The following is a 22,661-nucleotide window of genomic DNA, read 5'->3' as shown; positions in this document are numbered from 1 at the left end:
TCGGCCACACGGACCTGGAGACGGCGGGGGCGTGGTGGAAGGGCCACATCCATCCCGACGACCGCGAGCGCACGGTGGGTGTTTGTCAGCTTACCGAGGTAAGCCGGACGTCCCAATCTATGCGTCAATCCCCGTGCTTTGACCCACTCCGGTCCTTCCCGGATCGAATACTCTCGAACGAGTGGTCACCTGCGGTTCCCGAAATATTTTAGCGCTTCGCAACGGAATAATCCGCCTGCCACTTCCGTTCAGCACTCATGTCCGCGTGCATCTCAGGCAGGAACGGCTCATGGTTCATGTTCAAAGCGTAGAGGAATCTCAAGGTGTTGATTCACGCCCATCAAGCGCGGACGCAAAACCGTCATTCACGCGTGCCTCGATTCTTTTCGTCGCGTCCTTCAGCTCTTTGATTGGAACAAGTCTTTTGCTGGCCAGCATCGGGCAGTAATCGAGGCTTCGGCATGATGCCAAGACACGAAGGTGACACTGGTGGCCCCATGAAGCGGCGAAAAGCATCTGGGGGATTGTGAGCCGGGACGATGATGTGCTGGAGCCGCCAAGCTTGATTGCGAATCCTCCTGCCGAGGCTCGTCCTTCCTCGGTTGGGCCATGATCCGGGCCTTTCTCTACAATGCCGACGGACACGACCAAGAGGTCGAGCTCGATCAGCAATGTCTCGTCGGCCTCGACGAGCGGACGCTTCTGTGGGTGGATGTCGACGGCCGTGATCGCGAAGAGGTGGAGCATCTGGCCCGTCTCTTCGAGCTGGATCGCGGCTCGGTCAGAGAACTGCTCAATCCACAAGAGGCTCCCTATCTCGACAATTACGGCGAGTACTTCCAGTTCGACGTCATCGGCCTCTCGCGCGGAGAGAATGGCAACGGGGATCGCGCCCTAACCAAATGGCTACCCGTCCATCTGGACTTCCTCGTCGGCCCGCGCTGGATCATCACCGTTCATGACGGCGAGCTGCTCTTCCTTCAGGCCTTCCGCGACCAGGGCAAGGGCGAGACGGTGATCGGGGCGCTCACACCACCGGCGCTCGCGGCATCCCTGTTGGACTGGCACCTGAGCGCCTACTTCGAGGCCGTCAGCGAGCTTGAGGAGTTTCTGGACCGGCTCGACGAGGCGATGCTGGCGCATTCGGCCCGCCGCAGCCTGCTGGCCGGCGTGGTGGGGATGCGGCGCAAAGTCTCCCAGCTTCGCCACTTCCTGAACCAGCAGCGCCCTGTCTTCTATGGTCTCTCGCGTCCCGACTTTGCTCAGATCTTCGAGGCCGATGCGGCTGCGCATTACCAGTCGCTGGAACGGCGGTTCGAGCGTTCCGTGGATGCGGTCGACCATGCCCGCGAACTGGTGAACGGCTCGTTTGAGCTGTTTACGACCCGCACGGCGGAGGCGACCAATGACCTTGTCCGGCGGCTGACCTTCGTCACGGTGATGCTGGGTGTGATTGGGGCGGTGGCGGGCGTATTCGGCATGAACTTCGAGACGCCCTACACCCAGACGGGCGTCATCGGCTTCTGGGTTGTCATCGGCGTCCTGGGTACCTTCATCGGCATCGCGGCCGGACTGGCCCGTCGCAGAGGGTGGATTTGAGGGGGGCACCCAGAAATATTGCTCACAACCAGCAAGTGCCATAGGTTCAAAGGGCCGTTAATGGCACCTCTTGGAAGAAACGCTTTGGTCTGGTCCTGATGCGGTAAGCCGACCTTCATTTCATTTTCTGTTCGTTCCTCGTTGACCCGATGGAGACATTCGAGGTCATACCGAGACTTCTGACCTGGGCCACCTTCGTAAACCCGGCCGAATAGGATGAGGCCGTCAGTCACTGCACGTGAGACAACTATCCCTAAAGCTCTTTCAGCAGGATGCTCGTTTCCGAGTGCGTCACTCCCGGGATTTCCCGGATGTGGCTGATAACGCGGTCCAAGCTGGCCAAATCCGTCGTAGAGATGTCAACGACCAGATCCCACCGCCCATTGGTGGAATGGATCGCAACCGCCGCCGGGATTCCCTTCAACGCGGCCACGACTGCCCGTGTGTCGCCTGCCCTGATTTCTATGGCCGTGACCGCCCGCACGATGTTGGCTTCGGCCTCTGCCGAGAGCCGCAGCGTAAAGCCTCGAATGATTCGCTCCCGCACGAGGCGATCGATCCGGTTCTGAACCGTACCTCTCGCCACACCGAGGATTCGAGCCAGCGTGGCGGCCGGCAGACGGGAATCACCGCGAAGGAGTTCAATCAGTCGTTGGTCCGTCTCATCCAGCCGCATGCGTTCTGCCGTTCCGTCAATTCTCTTGTCATTATGCGCAAAGATATCGCCCAATCTATCGCTTCGTTGGCTTCCTGTTGAATGTCTTATTGACCATGCTTCCGTCATCAACAGACGAGCGTGCGACCTATGACGATGCCTTTCGACACCGCCCCACCGGCAAGACGCTCGCCCTTAGGCGAGCCCATCGGCCTCATCGGCGTTCCTTTCGGCCTTGCCGCCAGCGTTCCTGGAACCTCCCTAGGCCCCGCAGCCGCGCGGATCGCGGGCCTGGCCGATGCGCTTTCCGTCCTTGGCCATCAGATCATCGATCGTGGGGATGTTGCTCCGGCTCCCCCACATGCCCGGCCATCCCGAGACATTTCCCGCCTGGGCAATCATGCCGAAGTCGTGTCCCGCTGGGTCGAGGCCATCCATGACGAGACGCTTGCCGCCCTGGCGGAAGGGCAGCGCCCTCTCATCGTCGGGGGAGATCACAGCGTCTCCATGGGATCCATCAGCGCAGTAGCCCGCCATGTCGCCCGCGAAGGCAAGCGCGTGGCCGTCCTGTGGGTCGACGCTCATCCCGATTTCAATACCCCGCAATCCTCGCCTTCTGGCAACATGCACGGCATGAGCCTCGCGTTTCTCACCGGGAACGACGACTTGGCCCAACTCATGTGCGGGCGCGAGTTCCCGGCCATCCGGCCGACCGATGTCTCCGTCATCGGTGCCCGCTCGATTGACCAAGAGGAAAAGGAGGCCATTGCGGCCGCCGGGGTGCGGTGCCGCGACATGCGCGCTGTGGACGAGCACGGCATCCGCTCCCTCGTGGAGGATGTCTTGGGCAGCATCGACCCGGCGACAACCCACCTGCATGTCAGCTTCGACCTCGACGTCGTCGATCCCTCCCTTGCACCGGGCGTCGGCACGCCGGTCCCCGGCGGGCTGAACTACCGAGAGGCGCATCACATCATGGAGCTACTCCACGACTCCGGGCTCGTGGGCTCGCTCGATGTCGTGGAGCTCAATCCGATGCGTGACATCCAGGGGCAGACCGCCAGCCTCATGGTCGATCTCGTCGGCAGCCTGTTCGGCAAGGCCATAACCCTTCGGTCCCGCCAGCCGGTTGGGCTTTCCCGCGCGGCCTGACCCCAACGCCCGCTCCGGAAGCGTGCAAGCATTCCCAACGTGCCCTCTGACCCGATCCTGCGGCGTCGGCGGCCAGTCACAGGATTTAACGACCATGGACAGCAAGCTCAACATCGTTCCCTTCGTCAGCGTCGATCACATGATGAGGCTCGTGAACAAGATCGGCGTGGAGCGCTTCCTCACCGATCTCGCCACCTACATCGAGGAGGACTTCCGCCGCTGGGAACTCTTCGACAAGACGCCACGCGTAGCTTCCCACAGCATGGATGGCGTGATCGAGTTGATGCCGACGAGTGACGGGCAGCTCTATGGCTTCAAGTACGTCAACGGCCATCCCAAGAACACACGCGATGGCCGGCAGACGGTCACGGCCTTCGGTGTGCTGGCCGATGTCGGCAACGGATATCCGATGCTGCTGAGCGAGATGACAATCCTGACGGCGTTGCGCACGGCAGCCATGTCGGCGGTGGCCGCCAAGTATCTCGCTCCAAAGGGGGCGGATACCATGGCCGTCATCGGGAATGGGGCGCAATCGGAGTTCCAGGCCTTAGCCTTCAAGGCCATCCTGGATGTGCGCAAGCTCCGTCTCTACGACATCGATCCGTCGGCCAGCCGCAGATGTGCCCGGAACCTCGCCGGCCTGGGTTTCGATGTGACTATCTGCGCCACTGCCCAGGAGGCGGTCGAGGGCGCGCACATCGTTACCACCGCCACTGCGGACAAGCAGAATGCGACCATCCTGAGCGACAACATGGTCGGAGCCGGTGTCCACATCAACGCGGTCGGGGGCGACTGCCCCGGCAAGACCGAACTGCACCGGGACATCCTCCTGAGGTCGGACATCTTCGTCGAGTATCCGGAGCAGACCAGGATCGAGGGCGAGATCCAGCAGCTCGCCGCCGATCATCCCGTGACGGAGCTGTGGCAGGTGATCGCCGGGCAGGTCGCAGGCCGCAACGGTGAGCGGCAGATCACGCTGTTCGATTCCGTCGGGTTCGCGATCGAGGACTTCTCGGCTCTGCACTACGTGCGCGACCAGCTTGAGGCGACAGGCCTGTATCAGGAACTCGATCTCCTGGCCGATCCAGACGAGCCCCGCGACCTATTCGGCATGCTGTTGCGGGCTGCAAGTTCGGACAAGCTGGCTGCCGTCAGCGCCTGAGCGTGACGGGTAGCCCGGGGTTTGCCGGAGATGCCGCGGAGCCGGTCACTCCGCTCCTGCGGTTGAACCAAGCACTGATGATAGTAACGACCCCTGCCATTGTCCGGCCGCCCCGCACCGTTCGAGGATCACATCGGCGACTGTCGATCCGAAGCGAGGCTGTCGCGACCTAGCGGCTCATGTGGCACTCTTTGCAGCCTTCCGATAGCTGATTAACATGATTTGAGTCCTTGACTGGGGCGAACCAAAACGGCTGACGAGATCCGGTTTGCGAACATCGAAGACGCGGCTGCCGTGGCATTGCTGGTGCGGGACCTGGATCGTCATTACCGTCCGGGCGCGGAACTCCGACCCGAGGCCGATTATCGCCGGATCATGGAGGAGACGATTGCTAGCCATGAAGGCACGCGTTTCGTGCTCGCGCGGGATGCAAGAGGGCAGAATGTCGGCCTCGCATGCGTGGCGATCCTGCGGCCCGGTCGGGACCTGCGGGGGCTGCTGTACCTGAAGGACCTCTATGTGGTCGAGGAAGCCCGGGGCGCTGGCTTAGGTACCCGCATCATCCGCTTCCTTGCGGCGTTTGCGGTCAGGAACGGGATCGGACGGATGGACTTCACGACGGATCACGGCAATATCCCGGCGCAGCGGCTCTACGATGAGCTCGGAGGTGTCGTGAAGCAGAAGGTGCACTACACCCTGCCGACAGAGGTGTTGGATTCTCTAGCCGCCGAATGGTCGGCGACCTGAGCGCGGCCTATTCCATCTGCGACTAGCAGGATGGAAAACTATTCAATTGCCAAATCCGATTGAGCTGACAGCATCAGGCGCTTGCGGAGATTGCCATGTCGACCGACCCTACTCCACGCCCAGCCAATCCGGCTCCGCCGGCTCCTGAATTTCCATGGCCCGACGGTAAAAGCTGCGCCCTGTTTCCGGGCTTCGATGTCGACGCCGAGTCCGTCTGGCTCGGCATGGACCGCCGCAACGCGGATCGCCTCGTCACCATGTCCTATGGGGGATACGAGGCTCGTGTCGGCATTCCGAAGCTGCTCGAGCTCCTGGCTCGGTACGAGGTCAAGGCGACTTTCTTCATCACCGGATGGACGGCCGAGGCGCATCCGGCAGCCTGCGAGGCCATTCTCAAGGCCGGCCATGAGATCGGTCACCACGGCTACTGGCACCTGCGGCCCGAGCCGGGTGATCTTGCCACGATGGTGGAAGAAGTGGATCGCGGTTTCGATGCGCTCAAGCGCGTCCTTGGCGTGAAACCCATCGGCTACCGCGCGCCATCCGGCGAGAGCTTCACGGAACTCCTCGCGCTGCTGCGGGATCGTGGCATCCGCTATTCGAGCTCCTGGCGCGACGATATCCGTCCCTATCGTCATGTCCTGCCGACAGGTCCCGGTCCCATTGAGATTCCCGTGAACTACAGTTTCGATGACTGGAATTTCGGCATCACGCACCGCATGAGTCCGCGTGCGCTGTTCGGTCGTGAGGAGGTGCTGTCGATCTGGCGCGATGAGTTCGACCAGACGCGGGAATGGGGCGGTGTCGCCACCATGATCATGCATCCGCAAGTATCCGGTCGTCCCATGCGCTACAGGATCCTCGAGGAATTCCTGCAATATGTCCGTCGATACGACGACGTGTGGTGGACGACAGGTCGCGAGATCGCCGACCATTTCGAGGCATGCGAGCGCGCAGTACGATAAATCCTAAGAGTCGGCATTCTGTGGGATACCGACTTCCCTGGATTCCGTTTGTCGCGCCTCCTGAAGGAGCCATTCGCGCAGGATCATGAGGCCGCCACTGACGGGCTTGGTTGCCGGCGTCGTCAGCCAGTAGCAATTCCGACTCTGGAATCCGAGGCCGAGCGGATTGATCAACTGGCCGCTTTCGATTTCGTCAGGGATGAGGCTGCGCGGCACCAAGGCAAGGCCTTGCCCGCCGATCGCCGCACGGATCACAAGGGAATAGTAGGCGAACCGCGTAATGCGTACAGGCGCGAAATCGTGGAGGTGGGAGGCCTGCGCGAAGTCGTTCCAGCGCAAGGGCGTTTGCCGATGTTCCAACACCGGGAAGCGGCGGATGTCCTCGATGGAATTGATTCCGCCCCCTCTGTCGATGAGTTGGGGCGCCCCGACCAGCACGACGTCCCGGCCGAGGAGATAGTCGGCTTTCCAGCCTGGCCAATTGCCGTCGCCAAAGCGGAAGACGGCATCCGCCTCTTCCACGGTATCGGCTGCCGCATAGGTCGTGAACTCGACCTCGATCTCCGGATGCTCCTCGGCAAAGCGCGAGAACCGGGGAATAAACCAGCGATCGCCGATGATGGGCAACACATGCACAAGGATCGCGGGTTGGGCCCGGCGCAGGGCGGCCACACGCACCGCCGCCGTCTCCAGCGCGCCAAGAGCGATACGGGCCTGTTCGATGTAGATCACCCCGGCCTCGGTGGGCGCCAAACCTTGGCTGGTTCGGTCGAAGAGGGGAATCCCCACCAATGCCTCGATACTCTTGAGCTGCTTGCTCACGGCACTTTGGGTCAGATGAAGCGCCTCGGAAGCCGCCGACACGGTTCCATGTTGGGCAAGCGCCGCCACAACCCGCAATCCGATCGTGCTGGGTAGGTGAGTTCTAGGCATCAGGCCCCGTTTCCGAATGCAACAAAGATTCTATTCCATTTCGGACTAGCCTCTCGGAAATCAATTCAATTGTCCAGATCGGAAACGGGTGCAAGCATCCCCTGCAATCAGGAGGATAGACAATGACAGAGACCGTCAGACTTTGGGGAGCGCGATTCCGGACGCCCCCGTCCGCGGCGCTGATGCGCCTCTCACGCGCCCCACAGAATTACTTTCGGCTTGTTCCCGAAGACCTGCGCTCCTCCATCGCTCACGCGAGCGAACTGGTCCGTGCCGGAATTCTCACCCAGGACGAGGGCGCAAAGATCAGTGATGCTCTGACGGCCATTGGCAATGACTACGCCGCCGGAACGGTCGCGCCATCGCACGCGGACGAGGACGTCCATACCTTCCTTGAGCGCGTGCTCGTCGAGCGTCTTGGTGCCGTGGGCGGCAAACTGCGTGCCGGGCGTTCGCGCAATGACCAGGCGGCAAACGATCTCAAGCTTCACCTGCGGGGAGTTGCGAAGCAGATCGCCGGTGACCTCCTTTCGCTTCAGGACGCCCTGATTGCACAGGCGAGCGAACATCAGAATACACTCGCGCCGGGCTTCACCCATCTCCAGCCGGCCCAGCCGGTCACCTTCGCACATCAGCTCCTTGCCCACGCGCAAGGCTTCTCGCGCGATATCGAACGCCTTCAGGACTGGCATCGCCGTTCCTCCCGTTCGCCCTTGGGTGCAGCCGCCCTGGCTGGCTCCGCGATCGCACTTCATCCCGAGCTGTCGGCAAGGGAACTCGGCTACGATGCGCCGTGCGAGAACTCCATCGACGCGGTCGGCAGCCGCGATCACGTGGCGGAGTTCCTGTTCGTCTGCGCGATGATCGGGGTCAATCTCTCACGCCTGGCAGAAGAGGTGTTTCTCTGGTCGTCACGCCAGTTCCGCTGGGTCGAGCTCGACGACGGCTATGCCACCGGCTCCTCGATCATGCCGCAGAAAAAGAATGCGGACATCGCCGAACTCACCCGTGGCCGCGCGGCACGCTTGATCAGTGGTCTCAATGCCATGCTGGTAGCGCTGAAGGGATTGCCCTTCGCCTACAATCGCGATCTCTCCGAAGACAAATGGGCCACCTTCGAGGCCATCGACACCCTAGCACTGGTATTGCCTGCCATGGCGGGCATGATCGAAACGATGCAGGTCGATGCCGCTCGTCTCAAAAGGCAATCGACCGAAGGATTCACGCTGGCAACGGAGGTGGCCGACTGGCTTGCCCGTAACGGCGTGCCCTTCAGCGAGGCACATGAGATCACGGGTGCACTGGTCCGTTACTGCGAGGAAAAGGGTCTTGCGCTCTCCGATCTCACGCCTGCCGACCTCGGCGCCGTGGATCCGCGACTCGGCGCGGAGATGCTCGATCATCTGACGCCCGAAGCGGCCGTCGCCGCACGGGCAGGATATGGCGGAACTGCGCCGGCACGCGTGGCCGAGCAGATCGGACGTCTGAAGGAGAATGTCTTGCGCCAGCGTGACTGGGTAAAGGCTTGAGCCGAGGGCCGGCGAGGGGAAGCACGCCGGCTCCAAGCTCTCTTAGACTAAAACCAACGAGCTGCGGACGGAACCGTGGCCCAGATCAAACCAATGGGAACCTAGAAACAATGAACACACGCAATACGCTTGTAAGGACTCTCCGCAACGCCGCGCTCGGAACGGCTCTTTTCGCGCTTCTACCGGCTGCGGCAATGGCGCAGGACGCGGCCCTTCCCGAGAAGATCAAGGCTGCCAAGTCCCTCGTAGTCGGCATCGAGGCCACCTATCCGCCGATGGCGTACAAGGATCCGAAAACCAACGAGCGGGTCGGTGTCAATGTCGACCTCGTCGAGAGCATCGCGAAGGAGCTCGGGGTCTCGGTCAAGTGGGAGGAGATGACCTTCGAACAGCTCATGACGTCCCTCACTACCGGCCGCATCGACATGATCGGCACCGCGATCAGCGATCTCCCGTCTCGCCGTGAGAAGCTGACGTTCGTCGATTATCTCGTCACGGGAGCGCAGCCCTTCACGACGGTCGCAAAGAAGGATGCAATCAAATCTGAGTCCGACCTCTGCGGAAAAACCGTGGGTGCGCCGCGTACCACGAACTACTTCCCGGTTGCGCAGGCGTGGAGCGAGAAGACCTGCGTCGCCACCGGAAAGCCCGCCGCGACCGTCAATGGCACGGCTGGGGCCACGGCTACGAGGCTCGATCTCAAGCAGGGCCGGCTCGATGCGGCCGTGCTCGGCCCCGAGTACGTTGCCTATCTGATGGCCGACGAACCCAACACCTATGCCCTGGCAGGCGAGCCGCTGCTCAGGACGCTCTTCGGCTTTGCCTTCGACAAGAAGGATATTGCCTTGCGGGATGCGGTCGCGACGGCTTTGAGGGCCACGATCAAGAATGGCAGCTACCAAAGGGCGTTGCAGAAGTTCGGCCTCGAACGTCAGGCCGTGACCGAAGTGACGATCGACGCCGGGACCTGAGCCGACTCAACTTCGGAGACGAACATGCGCGCTGTCATTCTGCCCCACACCGGGGGGCCGGAGTCCTTGGTCCTGGCTGAGGTTCCCGACCCGCATCCCTCATTCGGGGAGGTCGTTATCGACGTTCACGCGACCGCGCTGAACTTCGCAGATCTCTTGCAGCGGAAGGGAACCTACGGCACACCGGCGAGCCTGCCCGGCATCCTCGGCATCGAATGCTCCGGGACGATCCATGCCATTGGCCCGAACGTGCAAGGCTGGCAGGTCGGGGACGAGGTCTGCGCATTGGTTTCCGGAGGAGCTTATGCCGAGAGGGTGGCGGTTCCCACCACCCAACTCCTCAAGCGGCCACATAATGTTGACATCGTCGCAGCGGCTGCGCTGCCCGAGGCCGCTTGTACCGTGTGGTCCAACATCATCGACATTTCCGGACTCGCAGCCGGGGAAGTCGTTCTAGTCCATGGAGGGGCCGGAGGGATCGGCACCTTCGCCATTCAGGCCGGTCGGGCCCTGGGAGCGCGGGTTTTCGCCACCGCTGGCGATGGCGATAAGATGAAACGTTGCCGGAATCTGGGCGCCGAGCGGGCCATCTCCTATCGCGACGAGGACTTCGTCACGATCATCAAGGAGGAGACAGCCCAGCACGGTGCCGACGTCATTCTGGACAACATGGGCGCCGCCTATCTCTCCCGAAATATCGATGCACTTGCGCCTGATGGACGAATGGCGATCATCGGTCTCCAGAGCGGACGCGACGCGGAGATCCCCCTCGGCCGCATGATGGCCAAGCGTGGCTCACTCTACACGACGTCGCTCCGGGACCGCCCCCTGGCAGCCAAGGCTCGGATCGTGGAGGGCGTCAGGCGGGATCTGTGGCCGCACGTGGAGAGTGGGCGTATCCTGCCGACCGTCGACAGGGTCTTCCCCTTTGCCGAGATGGCCGCAGCGCACCGGTACATGGAAGCTGGACGGCATGTCGGCAAGATCGTCGTGAGCGTCAAAGAGAACTAGGCATAAAAGGCCGCGGAGGAGGAACCACCCATGACCGATACGGTCTATCAAATCAGTCACCTGACGCTCGTCCCGAAACGCCATTACGGACGCATGATTGCCGCCGTGCTCGTCCTGACGGTACTTGCCATCGTTATTCATGCTTTCGCCGTCGGTCAGATCGAGTGGAATTACGTCGCAGAGTTCCTGACTGTCCCGGTGATTATGAAAGGTCTCGTGAACACCATCGTCATGGCGATCCTCGCTATGGTAGTGGGCATCGTGCTCGGCATCGTCTTCGCCATCATGCGCCTGTCGGACAACCCGGTCCTCTCCATGACGGCATTGGGCTACGTCTGGCTCTTCCGCGCCATTCCGGCCCTGCTCCAATTGCTGTTGTGGTTCAACCTCGCGCTGGTCTTTCCGACCATCGGGATCCCGGGCCTGTTCTCGGTCAATACCGTCGATGTGATGACGCCCTTCGTCGCGGCGCTCCTCGGTTTGGGCATCCAGCAGGGCGCCTTCACCGCCGAGGTCGTGCGGGCCGGCCTGCTCTCCGTCGACCGTGGCCAATACGAGGCAGCGCAAACCATCGGCATGACGCGGCTGCAAATGCTGCGCCGGATCGTCATGCCCCAAGCGATGCGGGTCATCGTGCCCCCGGTCGGCAACGAGTTCATCGGCATGGTCAAGTTGACATCGCTGGCCAGCGTCATCCAGTACGCGGAGATCCTCCATAGCGCGCAGAACATCTACTACGCCAACTCGCGCGTCATTGAGCTCCTGATTGTCGCCGCAATCTGGTACCTCGTCGTGGTCACCATTCTCAGCCTGATCCAGGGCCGTATCGAGAAGTACTTCTCGAAGGGCGTGGTTGCGGCCGGAAACACGAAATAGGGAGCGCAGGACATGGATATGCAGAATCTTTCCGCCAATGCTCCGCTCGTGGTCGCTGCCGATGTCCGCAAGCACTTCGGCTCCCTCGAGGTCCTGAAAGGCATCAACGTTAGCGTCCCGAAAGGCGAGGTGCTGTGCATCATCGGCCCCTCCGGGTCGGGCAAGAGCACTTTCCTGCGCTGCATCAACCAGCTTGAGCGCATCGATGGCGGTGCGATCTGGGTCGGTGGCGAGCTGGTCGGATTCCGGCGTGACGGCAACAACCTTTACGAGCTCGATGACGCGCAGATCGCACGGCAGAGACGCTCCATCGGGATGGTCTTCCAGCGGTTCAACCTGTTTCCTCACCTCACCGTGACTGAGAACATCATTGAAGGTCCTGTGCAGGTGCTGAGGGAAAACAAGGCCGAGGCGAAGGACCGCGCCCACGCCCTGCTGGAGCGCGTGGGCCTGATTGACAAGCGCGATGTCTATCCCGTCCATCTCTCGGGCGGGCAGCAGCAGCGCGTCGCGATCGCCCGTGCTCTTGCCATGCGCCCTCAGCTCCTGCTCTTCGATGAGCCTACCTCGGCTCTGGACCCCGAGCTCGTCGGCGAGGTCCTGAACGTGATGCGAGACTTGGCGCACTCCGGCATGACGATGATCGTTGTGACCCACGAGCTGGGCTTTGCCCGCGAGGTCAGCCATCGCACCGCCTTCATGGATCAAGGGCAACTCGTCGAGATCGGGGACTCGCGCTCTGTCCTCGCTAGCCCACAGCAGGCACGCACCCGCGAGTTCATCTCGGCCGTGCATAAATGAGAGTGATACGAAGCTAACCAGGGAAGGAACCCGAACATGAAATCAACCACAGTCCTCTGCTCATTTGCCGCTCTACTGATGGCAGGCGGTGTCACCATGGCGCAGCAATTGCCCGAGCGAATTGCAACCAGGAAGACCCTGGTGGTTGCCAACGTGCCGAACTATCCGCCGCTTGAGTTCAAGGACCCGAAGACGGGAACGCTCACCGGCCTGGACATCGATCTCGGCAACGCGCTCGCGAAGAAGCTCGGCATTGAGATCAAGTGGGAGGAGATCAGTTTCGAGCAGATGGTCAGCGCCCTGACGACCGGTCGTGCCGACATGATCCTCTCGGGCATGAGCGACCTGCCGGGCCGACGGGATACGCTCGATTTCGTCGACTACCTGGAGTCCGGCGCGCAGTTCTACACGACGAACGACCGCAAGGATCAGTACAAGACCCTGACCGACCTGTGTGGCAGGACCGTCGGCGCAAGCCGTCGCACCTCGTTCCCGAACGAAATGGAGACCTGGAGCAAGACGGCCTGCGAAGGGGCCGGCAAGCCGCCCCTAAAGATCGTCGGGACGGAAGGCTCCGCGGACGCGCGGACACAGCTTCGCCAGAAGCGTCTTGATGCCGCGGTCCAGGGGTCCGAGACCCTGCCGTACCTGTTGAACCTGGAGCCGAACACTTACGCCATCATCGGCGAGCCTTTCACATCGGTCTATCAGGGTATGGCCTTCGCTAAGAAGGATACGCAGCTCCGTGACGCGGTCGCCAAGGCCTTCGGTGAGATGATCAAGGATGGCACCTATGCGGACGTGCTCAAGAAGTGGGAACTGTCTTCCGCCAAGGTGGAGAAGATCATGATCAACGGCGAGGCCGGCAAAGCCCAATAGCCTCCCAACGCACCGCCGGCCGTGCCTGACGCCGGCGGTGCATGTTCGGAGCGCGGCTCCGATGGTCACTTCGACAGGATTCATTGCAGATGAGCACGCATGCCCCGGCATCGCGCACGATCGCGCTTGCCCAGTTCGTCACCTCCGCCACGCCGATGGATTTGCCGGAGCCGATCCGCGTCAAGGCAGCACGTCATGCCCTCGATACCCTGGCTTGCGGTGTCGCAGGGGCTGCGTCCCAGGAGGCCCAATCCACTCTCGACCTGATTCTGGCAACCGAGCAGCGAGGTGATGTGCCGGTCTGGGGAACGAGCGAGGGTCTCTCCGTCCGCTCCGCGACCCTCGTCAATGCCATCGCGTGTCACGCCTTCGAACTCGACGATACGGGTGGATGCGACCATTCGGGAGCTGTCGTGCTGCCCGCCGCGCTGGCAGCCGCGGCGCTGGCAGAGCATCCGGTCAGCGGCGAGGAGTTTCTTCTCGCGGTCGTCCTCGGCTACGATCTGGGGCGCCGCGTTCTCGAGGCCTGTGGCGGGTACGAGCCGCACAACGAGGCAGGGTGGCATTCCACGGCAACCTGCGGAACCTTCGGTGCAGCTGTCGCGGCTGCGCGCATTCTTCGGCTCGATGAGACGCGGGTGGCTCACGCACTCGGCCACGCCGCGAGTTTCAGCGGAGGATTGTGGGCCTTCATTCACGATGGCAGCCAGACCAAGCGCATTCACGCCGGACGGGCCTCGGAAGGCGGTGTCCTCGCGGCACTCCTGGCGCGGGCTGGCGTCAGCGGACCGTCCGCGGTCTTTGAGGATGTATGGGGCGGCTTCCTGACAACCTTCGCGCCCAAGTCTGCCCGCCCGGACGCGTTGACACTAGGGCTCGGTGAGAGTTGGCGCCTGGAGCGTGTCTCCCTGAAACCCTACGCATCCTGCCGTGGGACGCACTCATCGATCGATGCATTGGGCCTGCTTCTCGATCGGAACAGTTCGGCCGAGGAAGATGTAGAGCGGATCGAGGTCCGGCTCAGCCCGTTTCTCTCGGATATGTGCGGTGGGCGGGACGTTGCGACGTTGCCCTTCGCACAGATGAGCCTACCCTATGCTCTCGCGGCAAGGCTTGCCCTCGGACAAGCGGGTCTATCGGCCTATGCGGCCGATGAGCGGGAAAATCTACGGCTTCGGACAGTGATGGAGCGGGTTTCCCTGGTCGTCGACCCCACGATCGCCGCCAACGAGGAGCCTTTCGTACGGATCGTGACACGGGATGGGCGAACGGACGAGACGCGGGTACCGAAGGCGCTCGGATCGCCGGCGAACCCGGTCACCGATGACGCGTACCTTGCGAAGATCAGAAGCCTTTCGGGCATGGCTCTCGACAGGGTACGCACCGAGCGCTTGATCGAGGGCGTGCTCGGGCTGTGGGGCCAGGAAGATGTTCGGTGGCTCAACCACGCCCTGCTTTCCGATCGGCCACGTCCGCCGCTCTTCCGATAGACATTCGACATACCGGAGTAAGCCAGCATGGATCAGAAGAGGCTCGAGAGCCTACGCGCCCGCCACCGGGACAGGCTGGCCGATTTCTTCCACGGGCAGCCGGATGCCGTTGCCACCGTGTCCTGTCGCGGCTGGAACCGGGAGGCCTACCCGATCACCCCCATCTGAACAGAGGACGAGCCGAAGCCATGATTGATTCCAGAAAGCTGCATGCCCTTCGTGAGAAGTATGCCAATGCGTCGGGTGGGGACATCTTCGATCCGCTCTTTGCATCCGTGGCCCAGGCCCAGTTCATGGGGTCCGACAGGCGCAAGTGGCCCTTCGCAGGGATTCCTACGCTGCTCGATGCGCCCTACCGCGCGGATGCCCAGGACCTGCCCGACTTCGGCGGCCTCGACGTCGCGCTCGTCGGCGTCCCGATGGACTTGGGCGTGACGAACCGCAACGGAAGCCGCTTCGGACCACGTGCGGTGCGGACCATCGAGCGGATCGGCCCATACGATCACGTTCTCAGGTGCGCGCCCTTCTCCAAGGCACGGATTGCGGACATCGGTGATGTGCCAATGCAGAGCCGCTACGACCTCGCCCTTTGCCATGCCGACATCGAGGCCTTCTACAAGCGGCTGGTGGGGGCCGGGGTGCGGCCGCTGTCGGTCGGTGGCGATCATTCGATCAGCTCATCCATCCTGAAGGCCGTGGGCGAGAGACAGCCCGTTGGAATGATCCACATCGATGCCCATTGCGATACCGCAGGTCCCTATGAAGGCGCCAAGTTCCAGCACGGCGGTCCTTTCCGCCTCGCGGTCCTGGACGGAGTGCTCGATCCCGAGCGCACCATCCAGATCGGCATTCGCGGCGGAGCTGAGTATCTCTGGGAATTCTCGTACGAGAGCGGCATGACTGTCATCCATGCCGAGGAAGTGCCGGGGATTGGGATCGAGGCCCTGATCGAGAGGGCCCGTGCCGTCGTGGGCGACGGTCCCACCTATCTGTCCTTCGACATCGACAGCGTCGATCCCGGCTTCGCACCTGGGACGGGCACTCCAGAGGTGGGTGGCCTCACACCGCGCGAGGTGCTGGAACTCCTGCGCGGCCTGAAGGGGATCGACTTCGTCGGCGGCGACGTTGTCGAGGTTGCACCGCAGTATGACGCGACGACCAACACGGCTCACGTCGCGGCGCAGGTGCTCTTCACCATTCTGTGCCTGATGGTCGGCGATTGAACGTAACGGACGCTAGGGCTGGCATCACAGCTCGAATGGAACGTAGGTCGATCCGAAAAGACCGAACAAGAGGCTGATACGATGACAACGAATGCCGACCTCCTAACCCGACGCAATGCCGCCGTCGTCCGTGGCATCGGGCATACGACCCCGCTCTCGGCTTTCCGCGCCCGCAACGCGGAGCTGTGGGATATCGAGGGCAAACGCTACGTCGACTTTGCCGGTGGCATTGCCGTGGTCAACACGGGCCACTGCCATCCCAGGATCATCGCTGCGGTCCAGGAGCAGATGGAGCGCTTCACCCATACCTGCTTCCAAGTGGTGATGTACGAGCCCTACATCGCATTGGCCGAGCGGTTGAATGCGCTCGTTCCGATCTCCGGTGCCGTCAAGTCCGCCTTCTTTACGACCGGGGCGGAAGCCACCGAGAACGCCATCAAGATCGCCCGGGCTGCCACCGGCCGCTCCGGTGTCATCGCCTTCACGGGTGGCTTCCATGGCCGTACCATCCTAGCCTCCGCCCTTACGGGAAAGGTCGTGCCCTACAAAAAGGGCCTCGGTCCGGCCCTGCCGGAGGTCTGGCACGTCCCGTTCCCCTCCGCGCAGAACGACGTCAGCGTCGAGGATGCTCTCAAGTACCTCGGCTTCATCTTCAAGGCCGATGTCGATCCCAGCCGCGTGGCTACCATCATCATCGAGCCCGTCAAGGGCGAGGGTGGCTTCCATCAGGCGCCGCAGGAGCTGTTGCAGGCCCTGCGCCGGATCTGCGACGAGCATGGCATCGTGCTCATCGCCGACGAGGTGCAGACCGGCTTCGGCCGCACGGGCACGATGTTCGCTATGGAGCACTACGATGTCGAGGCCGACCTGATCTGCGTTGCCAAGAGCCTCGCCGGAGGCTTCCCCCTTTTCGGGGTCATCGGTCGCGAGCCCATCATGGATGCGGCCGAACCCGGTGGCCTGGGCGGCACCTATGCAGGCAACCCGCTTGCCTGCGTGGCGGCCTTGGCTGTGCTCGACGTGTTCGAGGATGAGAAGCTGCTGGAGCGGTCGCAGGCCATCGGCGCGAGGCTCAAGGCTAGGCTCGAGGCCCTACAAACCCGCAATGACTTACTGCCTGTCCGTGCCATCCGCGGCCCTGGTGCCATGGTGGCCTTCGACATCGTCAAGGACCGTGGAGGGGATGAACCCGACCCGGTGGCGACGAAGCACGTGGTGCAGTGAGCCTATGAGAGCGGACTGATCCTCCTCTCCTGCGGCACCAGCGCCAACACGATCCGCATTCTGGTGCCGTTGACGGCCGAGGATGCGATCGTCGACGAGGGGCTCGATGTGCTGGAGCAGGCACTGGCGGCCTGATGGGCGCTGGAGCTGAATCGAGTGTTTTCAAGGAGACCATTGATGACCGCGCAGTTGATGCCCCGGGAGGGACGCGTCCCGGACCTGAAGGATTCATCGCTGCTCATCGACAAGGCCTAGAGCTGTTTGGGGTTGAACGGAATCGGAAGATCTGACTCCCTGTCGGTCAGGGGCGTGAGCATAGAGGCTCGCCATGACCACACCGTTGTCTCAGGACCTGCGCCGGCGCATCGTGCGAGCCGTCGAGAAGGGCAGCTCAATCCGCCAGGCGGCCGCTCGTTACGAAGTGAGCCCCTCGGCCGCCGTAAAGCTGATGCGGCGGCTGCGCGAGACCGGCTCGGTCAGGCCGGAGCGCATCGGCGGCCATCGTCGCCCCGTGCTTGAGCCGCACCAGGATCTGCTCCGCTCCCTGGTGGACGCCAAGTCCGGCATCACGCTGGCCGAGATCCAGACCGAACTGCGCGCCCGCGGGATCGTGGTGCAGGCGCTCTCGACCATTCACCTGATGCTCAAGCGCATGGACCTGACGCACAAAAAAAGACGCTCCGGGCGGCCGAGCAGGACCGGCCGGATGTAGCCCAGGCGCGCCGCCGCTTTCGCGTGTGGCAGCGTTTCATGGATGCGAGCCGCTTCGTGTTTCTGGATGAGACCGGAACCGCCACCAACATGTCGCGGCGCTATGGCAGGGCGCCGCGCGGACAGCGGGTGATCGACGCTGTGCCGCACGGACATTGGCTGACCACGACCTTTGTGGCGGGCCTGCGCGAGAACGGCATCATTGCTCCGCTCGTGGTCGACGGGCCCATGCGGGGCGAGATCTTCAAGGCTTATGTCGAGCAGATGCTGGCACCAGCCCTCTCGCCTGGCGATGTCGTCGTGCTCGACAATCTGGCCGCTCACAAGGTGGCCGGCGTCGAGGAGGCGATCCGAGCGGTCGGCGCCAGCTTGTTGTATCTGCCGCCCTACAGCCCCGATCTCAATCCGATTGAGCAACTTTTCGCCAAGCTCAAGGCGCTGCTGCGCAAAGCGGGCGCACGCACCAAGGAGGTGCTCTGGACCACCATCGGCGACTTGCTCGACTGCTTCCCAGCAGAGGAGTGTCGGAACTACCTCAGGCACTGCGGGTATGAGCCCGTCTAAATCGAAACTGCTTTATGTGGCGGGCGAGGGTGATGTCATGTCTGGATGGCGCCCGTTTGGCAACGTGATTGTTGAAGACGCTTGGCCTAGCGGGGCGGGTGCAGTCATGTCTCCGGCCTGTAAGCGCGGTGCTTCATGACCGCAGGCCCTGATGTTTTACGCTGGAAACTGGTCCCTCTCACGTTATCGCGCTTGACTGACGCAAGACAACACCACGGGTTTGCCAGTTCCGGCGGTCCATGTCCGCTGTGGCTTCACATCATCTCATCATCACCGTGCCAACTGAGTTGCCCTGAGGGGCGAATCGTCTGAACTGGTTGTCTATGCCGCTGACGCGGCAGCTCCAGTGCTGCCGGGCTCATAAGCCGTGCTCTTGGCCATCACCGCCCAGGCGATCCGGGCGATCTTGTTGGCCAAGGCGACGGCGACCACCTTGAACGGCTTCTTGACCAGCAGAGACCGGGCCCAGTCCGCCAAGACCGTCCTGGTCTTGCCGGACTTCATGCTGTAGAGCGCCGCGTGCGCGCCGACGACCAGCAGCTTGCGCAGGTGCCGGTTGCCCATCTTGGAGATGGACCCGAGCCTCGGCTTGCCGCCCGTTGAGTTCTGCCGCGGCACGAGGCCAAGATAGGCGGCAAACTCCCGACTGCCCTGGAACAGACTGGCGTCCGAGATACTGGCCGAGAGACAGGAGGCCACGATCGGGCCGATGCCGGGAATGGTGGCAAGCCTGAGGCTCACCGGATCGCTGCGATGAGCCGCCAGAATGGCCTTATCGAGCTTGGCAATCTGCGCCTCGATCCCGAGCAGCATCGCGGCCAAAGGCTGGAGCGCAGTTCGAGCTGCAGCGGGAAAGTCTGGATTAGCCTCCTCGTGGAGGAAAGCGATCAGCTGGCGCGTGTTGCGAGCGCCTTGCGCCACCACGATGCCCAGCTCTGCGAAATGACCGCGCAGCGCATTGATCAGGGCGGTCCGCTGCCCGATCAGGAGATCGCGGGCCCCGTGCAGCATCAAGGTACTCTGTTGTTGCGGGGTCTTGACCGGAACGAACCGCATCGACGGCCGTGTGACGGCCTCACAGATGGCCGCCGCATCCGCAGCATCATTCTTCTGTCGGCGTAGGTAGGGTTTGACATAGGCCGGCGGGATCAGACGGACCTCATGGCCAAAGGCTATGAGCGTACGGGCCCAGTGGTGAGCGGTCGCGCACGCCTCCAGCCCGATCAGGCAAGAGGGAAGTGTGCTGAAGAAACCTGGCACCTGACTGCGGCGCAGCGTCCTGCGCAGGACGATCTTTCCAGTCCTGTCCACACCGTGGAGCTGAAAGACGTTCTTTGCGATATCAAGGCCGATCGTGGCAATCTCAGACATGATGAGTGGCTCCTCTCCGGTTCTCCAACATGCCTATTCTGGCATGTCTGACGCTGGTGGAGGGCGCCATCCACGACATCACGGTAACTTTTGGTCAGAGGCTTCTGCCCTATGAGCTGTGGCATGACCAAGCCCATCAGCTACAAGCGCCATCGTTTCCACCCCAGATCATCGCCCATGCCGTTTGGTTGTACTTCCGGTTTCCTCTGAGTCTGCGGCTCGTGGAGGAAATGTTGCTGGAGCGCGCCATCATCGTCTCCTATGAGACGATCCGGCGATGGGGCAAGAAGTTCGGTCCAGAGTATGCTCGGCGCCTCGGGCGCAAGCCGCCACGCCCGGCTGACATTTGGCACCTGGATGAAGTGGTCATCAGCATCGCTGGCAGGAAGCACTGGCTGTGGCGCGCCGTCGATCAGGACGGATACGTGCTTGACGAGATCGTCCAGACGCGTCGGGACACCAAGGCGGCCAAGCGCCTGCTGACCCGGCTGATGAAGAAGCAGGGCATAGCGCCCAAGCGCATCATCACCGACAAGCTGTCCTCATACGGAGCGGCCAGACGCCAAGTCATGCCGAGGGTCGAGCACCGGTCCCACAAGGGCTTGAACAACAGAGCTGAGAATTCGCATCTCCCGCTGAGGAAACGAGAGAGGATGATGCAGGGCTTTCGGTCTGTCGGAGGTTTGCAGCGGTTCACCTCGGTCTCTTCAGCTGCCAGAAATCTGTTCGTTCCGCCCCGCTCGCACCAGTCTGCCCTCGCCACCCACCTTCACCGCCTGCAGGTTATGGCGGCATGGAAGTCCGTGGCAGGCGTGCTCGCCTGAAATCAACGACACAGGCCTTATCGCGGTCTCCTCAGGTTACCGTGACATCACCCCCGAGATGGGTCTGGATGGCGTCGGTGAGGGAAGGGTTCTCGGCGGGGTGGGAGCGTTCGTTCGGGATGCACTGTATCATCGCCAATCAGATGTAGCAGATCGGGGTGATTTCAACCGCGGAAGAGGCGCTTGGACTGCTACGAAGGAAGGATTAAAGAGCCGAAACCGAGCCTCAGCCTGGCCGTGCATCGTGGAGTGCAATGTCGGAGACTTGCATTCTTATCAGGTCATTCGACTGCCGATAGACGGGCAAGTTCTTCCCGGATCACCCGAGCCATGTTTAACCCAATCCCGGGAAGCCGTTCGAGCCGATCCGCAACAGCGGCGAGCTGATCGATGGTCGTGATGCCCTCATCCTGGAGACTGTTCCAATCAGCAAGTGGCAGCCGGATGCCTTTGATTGGACCCACCCAGCGCTCGTTGTAGTGGTTTGGCATGGGCTCGACCTTCTCTATGCTACCGGATAACGAACAGGTGCGATCTTGGCCCTACTCAGTTTTATAAACGGTCTCTGCAGAAATTGCGCGGCTGCAATCTATCCTTTCGCCTCGGCCTCCGGCTAAGGTCCTGCAAAGAGCGGGGCACCTATGGCCGAGTTTTCTGCATTCCTGCACGGAATGGTCGAGGTAATCGGCATTCTGCCTTGGTGGGCCTGGCTACTGCTCTTTGTGGGCTTCATGGCATTGGTATTCTGGTCATGGAAGAGCTAGCCTCATAGGTCAGCATACCCGCGCCGGCGATTGGCCCGGCGACCGCCTCGAGTGCCAAGCCAGCATCAAGCTCATCTGCGAAGACCTTCACCACACTACTCGTTTAAACGCCTCCCCAAGCATACCTTCCTGCTGCCAGCACAATCCTGCCGGTGGGAACTGAAAAGCCGCCAGCGGCCTCGGCGCGCGGTTGGGGAGGTAATCAAAGGATGCTGACAGATCATACCCGTGCACGCCCTTCGATCCGCCTGAAAGGGCGCCTATCAGACAGCATTGCGGCTATGACCGTGAGATTGACGACAGCCACGCCATTCAAGACCCAGACAAGCCCATCTACGGCGAACAGATCGGCGGCCATCCAACCGAGCACCGCAGCGTCGTGTCCATGCTGGTCGAGGAAGCATCCAGCATCGTCCACTGCTTTCTGCCGCCTCTCGACAGTGCAACTCGCTGGGAAACCCTTCTGAAAGGCTGCGAAGGCGAGTGAAAAAACGGACGAGACGCCGCCCTCGATTTCCGTGATCGCCGCCCGCTCGCAAATGTCGCCTTCAGATGCTGTGCCGTTTGTGACAACAGTGCCAATAGCTCCTTAGAGCTGACCTTCTGGCACTGTTGTCACGGGCTTTGCGCAGCGCGGTGTTATCGCTAAGAAGCCTAGTGTTTAGATTACAAGGAAGTCTGCAGCGCTGAGTGCAGCCTTGTTCTCGACGACGGCGAATTTCACCGGGGCACCCGAGCCCGAGCCATCGGCATCGTAGGACAGAACGCCCGTGGTCTTGTTGTAGATGATGTAATCGTTCTTGTCTTTCGCGGCCTCGCCTATTGTGAAGAACTTGGAGGACAGGGCGCCGGTGCTGGCGAGCTTCGTGAAGATGCTGTTGTCCAGGGCGATCGTGTCGGTCGTCGCATCGAAGTCGGCGATCGATTTGACAGTCCCGCCAATTGACGTGTTGAAGGTGAACACATGCTCCGACGACACGACCTGATCATCGCTCGGAGCCGGTATGGGATTCGTCGATATGGGGCTCGGAGCAGGCGTTGAAGCCGGGACGGAATCGGGGCTGCTGTAGATTGTGTTCGGCGAGACCGTCGAGTTGACCAGGCCCGTGTTGGCGCCATAGGTGCTGTAGTGGACGTTGCCGACGCCGGCGAGCACGTTGTTGGTGATCACGAGGCCCGAGGACGGCAGCATGCGGTCGCCGTTCTCGTT

General features: G+C 62.2%; 19 protein-coding genes and 3 pseudogenes. 17 read left to right on the top strand and 5 right to left on the bottom strand.

The window, feature by feature from the left end; translation table 11 throughout:
- Positions 1-609: 609 nt before the first annotated feature.
- A complete protein-coding gene (locus JKL46_RS29620; RefSeq protein WP_201840885.1) occupies positions 610-1,599 on the top strand; it encodes a magnesium transporter CorA family protein in 990 nt (329 codons plus the stop codon).
- A gap of 253 nt (positions 1,600-1,852) precedes the next feature.
- Here the strand turns inward: JKL46_RS29620 and JKL46_RS29615 are convergent, their stop codons facing one another.
- Positions 1,853-2,329 (bottom strand): Lrp/AsnC family transcriptional regulator, encoded by a 477-nt coding sequence (locus JKL46_RS29615; RefSeq protein ID WP_246529619.1) that lies wholly within the window; start codon positions 2,327-2,329, stop codon positions 1,853-1,855.
- Between the two features lie 75 nt (positions 2,330-2,404).
- Between JKL46_RS29615 and rocF the strand changes: the two genes are divergently transcribed.
- The 4 genes from rocF to JKL46_RS29595 all read left to right on the top strand — a co-directional run bounded on the left by rocF (position 2,405) and on the right by JKL46_RS29595 (position 6,280).
- Entirely contained in the window at positions 2,405-3,406 is a 1,002-nt protein-coding gene (gene rocF / locus JKL46_RS29610; RefSeq protein ID WP_246529618.1) for an arginase, read from the top strand.
- Positions 3,407-3,500: 94 nt separating this feature from the next.
- Positions 3,501-4,568 carry an ornithine cyclodeaminase gene (locus JKL46_RS29605; RefSeq protein WP_201840883.1) on the top strand — a complete coding sequence of 356 codons (1,068 nt, stop codon included), beginning with the start codon at positions 3,501-3,503 and terminating at the stop codon, positions 4,566-4,568.
- Positions 4,569-4,862: 294 nt separating this feature from the next.
- A complete protein-coding gene (locus tag JKL46_RS29600; protein WP_343074151.1) occupies positions 4,863-5,315 on the top strand; it encodes a GNAT family N-acetyltransferase in 453 nt (150 codons plus the stop codon).
- A 95-nt stretch (positions 5,316-5,410) separates the two neighbouring features.
- Positions 5,411-6,280 carry a polysaccharide deacetylase family protein gene (locus JKL46_RS29595; RefSeq protein ID WP_201840880.1) on the top strand — a complete coding sequence of 290 codons (870 nt, stop codon included), beginning with the start codon at positions 5,411-5,413 and terminating at the stop codon, positions 6,278-6,280.
- Between the two features lie 3 nt (positions 6,281-6,283).
- Here the strand turns inward: JKL46_RS29595 and JKL46_RS29590 are convergent, their stop codons facing one another.
- Positions 6,284-7,171, bottom strand: a complete 888-nt coding sequence (locus JKL46_RS29590) for a LysR substrate-binding domain-containing protein (RefSeq protein ID WP_343074150.1) — start codon at positions 7,169-7,171, stop codon at positions 6,284-6,286.
- 164 nt (positions 7,172-7,335) lie between these two features.
- On the opposite strand from JKL46_RS29590, the gene argH reads away from it, so the two are divergent.
- From argH to JKL46_RS29535, 11 genes and pseudogenes are all read left to right on the top strand, one after another.
- A complete protein-coding gene (argH, locus tag JKL46_RS29585) occupies positions 7,336-8,742 on the top strand; it encodes an argininosuccinate lyase (RefSeq protein WP_201840874.1) in 1,407 nt (468 codons plus the stop codon).
- Positions 8,743-8,852: 110 nt separating this feature from the next.
- The gene (locus tag JKL46_RS29580; RefSeq protein WP_201840871.1) at positions 8,853-9,713 is read left to right on the top strand and encodes an ABC transporter substrate-binding protein; all 861 of its coding nucleotides are present in this window, start codon (positions 8,853-8,855) and stop codon (positions 9,711-9,713) included.
- A 24-nt stretch (positions 9,714-9,737) separates the two neighbouring features.
- A complete protein-coding gene (locus tag JKL46_RS29575) occupies positions 9,738-10,724 on the top strand; it encodes an NAD(P)H-quinone oxidoreductase (protein WP_201840869.1) in 987 nt (328 codons plus the stop codon).
- 30 nt (positions 10,725-10,754) lie between these two features.
- Entirely contained in the window at positions 10,755-11,600 is an 846-nt protein-coding gene (locus JKL46_RS29570) for an amino acid ABC transporter permease (RefSeq protein WP_201840867.1), read from the top strand.
- A gap of 12 nt (positions 11,601-11,612) precedes the next feature.
- A complete protein-coding gene (locus tag JKL46_RS29565) occupies positions 11,613-12,401 on the top strand; it encodes an amino acid ABC transporter ATP-binding protein (protein ID WP_201840865.1) in 789 nt (262 codons plus the stop codon).
- 36 nt (positions 12,402-12,437) lie between these two features.
- Positions 12,438-13,280, top strand: coding sequence for an ABC transporter substrate-binding protein (locus JKL46_RS29560; RefSeq protein ID WP_201840863.1), 843 nt, complete (start codon positions 12,438-12,440; stop codon positions 13,278-13,280).
- 89 nt (positions 13,281-13,369) lie between these two features.
- Positions 13,370-14,770, top strand: a complete 1,401-nt coding sequence (locus JKL46_RS29555) for an MmgE/PrpD family protein (RefSeq protein WP_201840861.1) — start codon at positions 13,370-13,372, stop codon at positions 14,768-14,770.
- 27 nt (positions 14,771-14,797) lie between these two features.
- Positions 14,798-14,938, top strand: coding sequence for a hypothetical protein (locus tag JKL46_RS29550; RefSeq protein WP_201840857.1), 141 nt, complete (start codon positions 14,798-14,800; stop codon positions 14,936-14,938).
- 20 nt (positions 14,939-14,958) lie between these two features.
- A complete protein-coding gene (speB, locus tag JKL46_RS29545) occupies positions 14,959-15,993 on the top strand; it encodes an agmatinase (protein WP_201840855.1) in 1,035 nt (344 codons plus the stop codon).
- Positions 15,994-16,074: 81 nt separating this feature from the next.
- Positions 16,075-17,352, top strand: a pseudogene (gabT, locus tag JKL46_RS29540) (4-aminobutyrate--2-oxoglutarate transaminase).
- A 193-nt stretch (positions 17,353-17,545) separates the two neighbouring features.
- Positions 17,546-18,492, top strand: a protein-coding gene (locus JKL46_RS29535) for an IS630 family transposase (RefSeq protein ID WP_201840852.1) whose coding sequence is annotated in 2 segments (ribosomal slippage) — positions 17,546-17,885 and positions 17,885-18,492 — 948 coding nt in all. Because the reading frame shifts where the segments join, the coding sequence is not laid out codon by codon here.
- A gap of 321 nt (positions 18,493-18,813) precedes the next feature.
- On the opposite strand, the gene JKL46_RS29530 is transcribed toward JKL46_RS29535, so the two are convergent.
- Positions 18,814-19,863, bottom strand: a complete 1,050-nt coding sequence (locus JKL46_RS29530) for an IS110 family RNA-guided transposase (protein ID WP_201840850.1) — start codon at positions 19,861-19,863, stop codon at positions 18,814-18,816.
- Between the two features lie 123 nt (positions 19,864-19,986).
- On the opposite strand from JKL46_RS29530, the pseudogene JKL46_RS29525 reads away from it, so the two are divergent.
- A pseudogene (locus JKL46_RS29525) lies at positions 19,987-20,687 on the top strand (IS6 family transposase).
- 281 nt (positions 20,688-20,968) lie between these two features.
- On the opposite strand, the gene JKL46_RS29520 reads toward JKL46_RS29525, so the two are convergent.
- Together JKL46_RS29520 and JKL46_RS29515 are read right to left on the bottom strand one after the other, a co-directional pair.
- A complete protein-coding gene (locus tag JKL46_RS29520; RefSeq protein ID WP_201840847.1) occupies positions 20,969-21,178 on the bottom strand; it encodes a hypothetical protein in 210 nt (69 codons plus the stop codon).
- Positions 21,179-22,112: 934 nt separating this feature from the next.
- A pseudogene (locus tag JKL46_RS29515) lies at positions 22,113-22,661 on the bottom strand (hypothetical protein); the annotation flags it as partial.

The organism is Microvirga zambiensis WSM3693 (assembly GCF_016735695.1).
Lineage (GTDB): Bacteria > Pseudomonadota > Alphaproteobacteria > Rhizobiales > Beijerinckiaceae > Microvirga > Microvirga zambiensis.
Note: the sequence above shows the minus strand (reverse complement) of the source record. Positions and strands in the feature narration are given on the sequence as shown.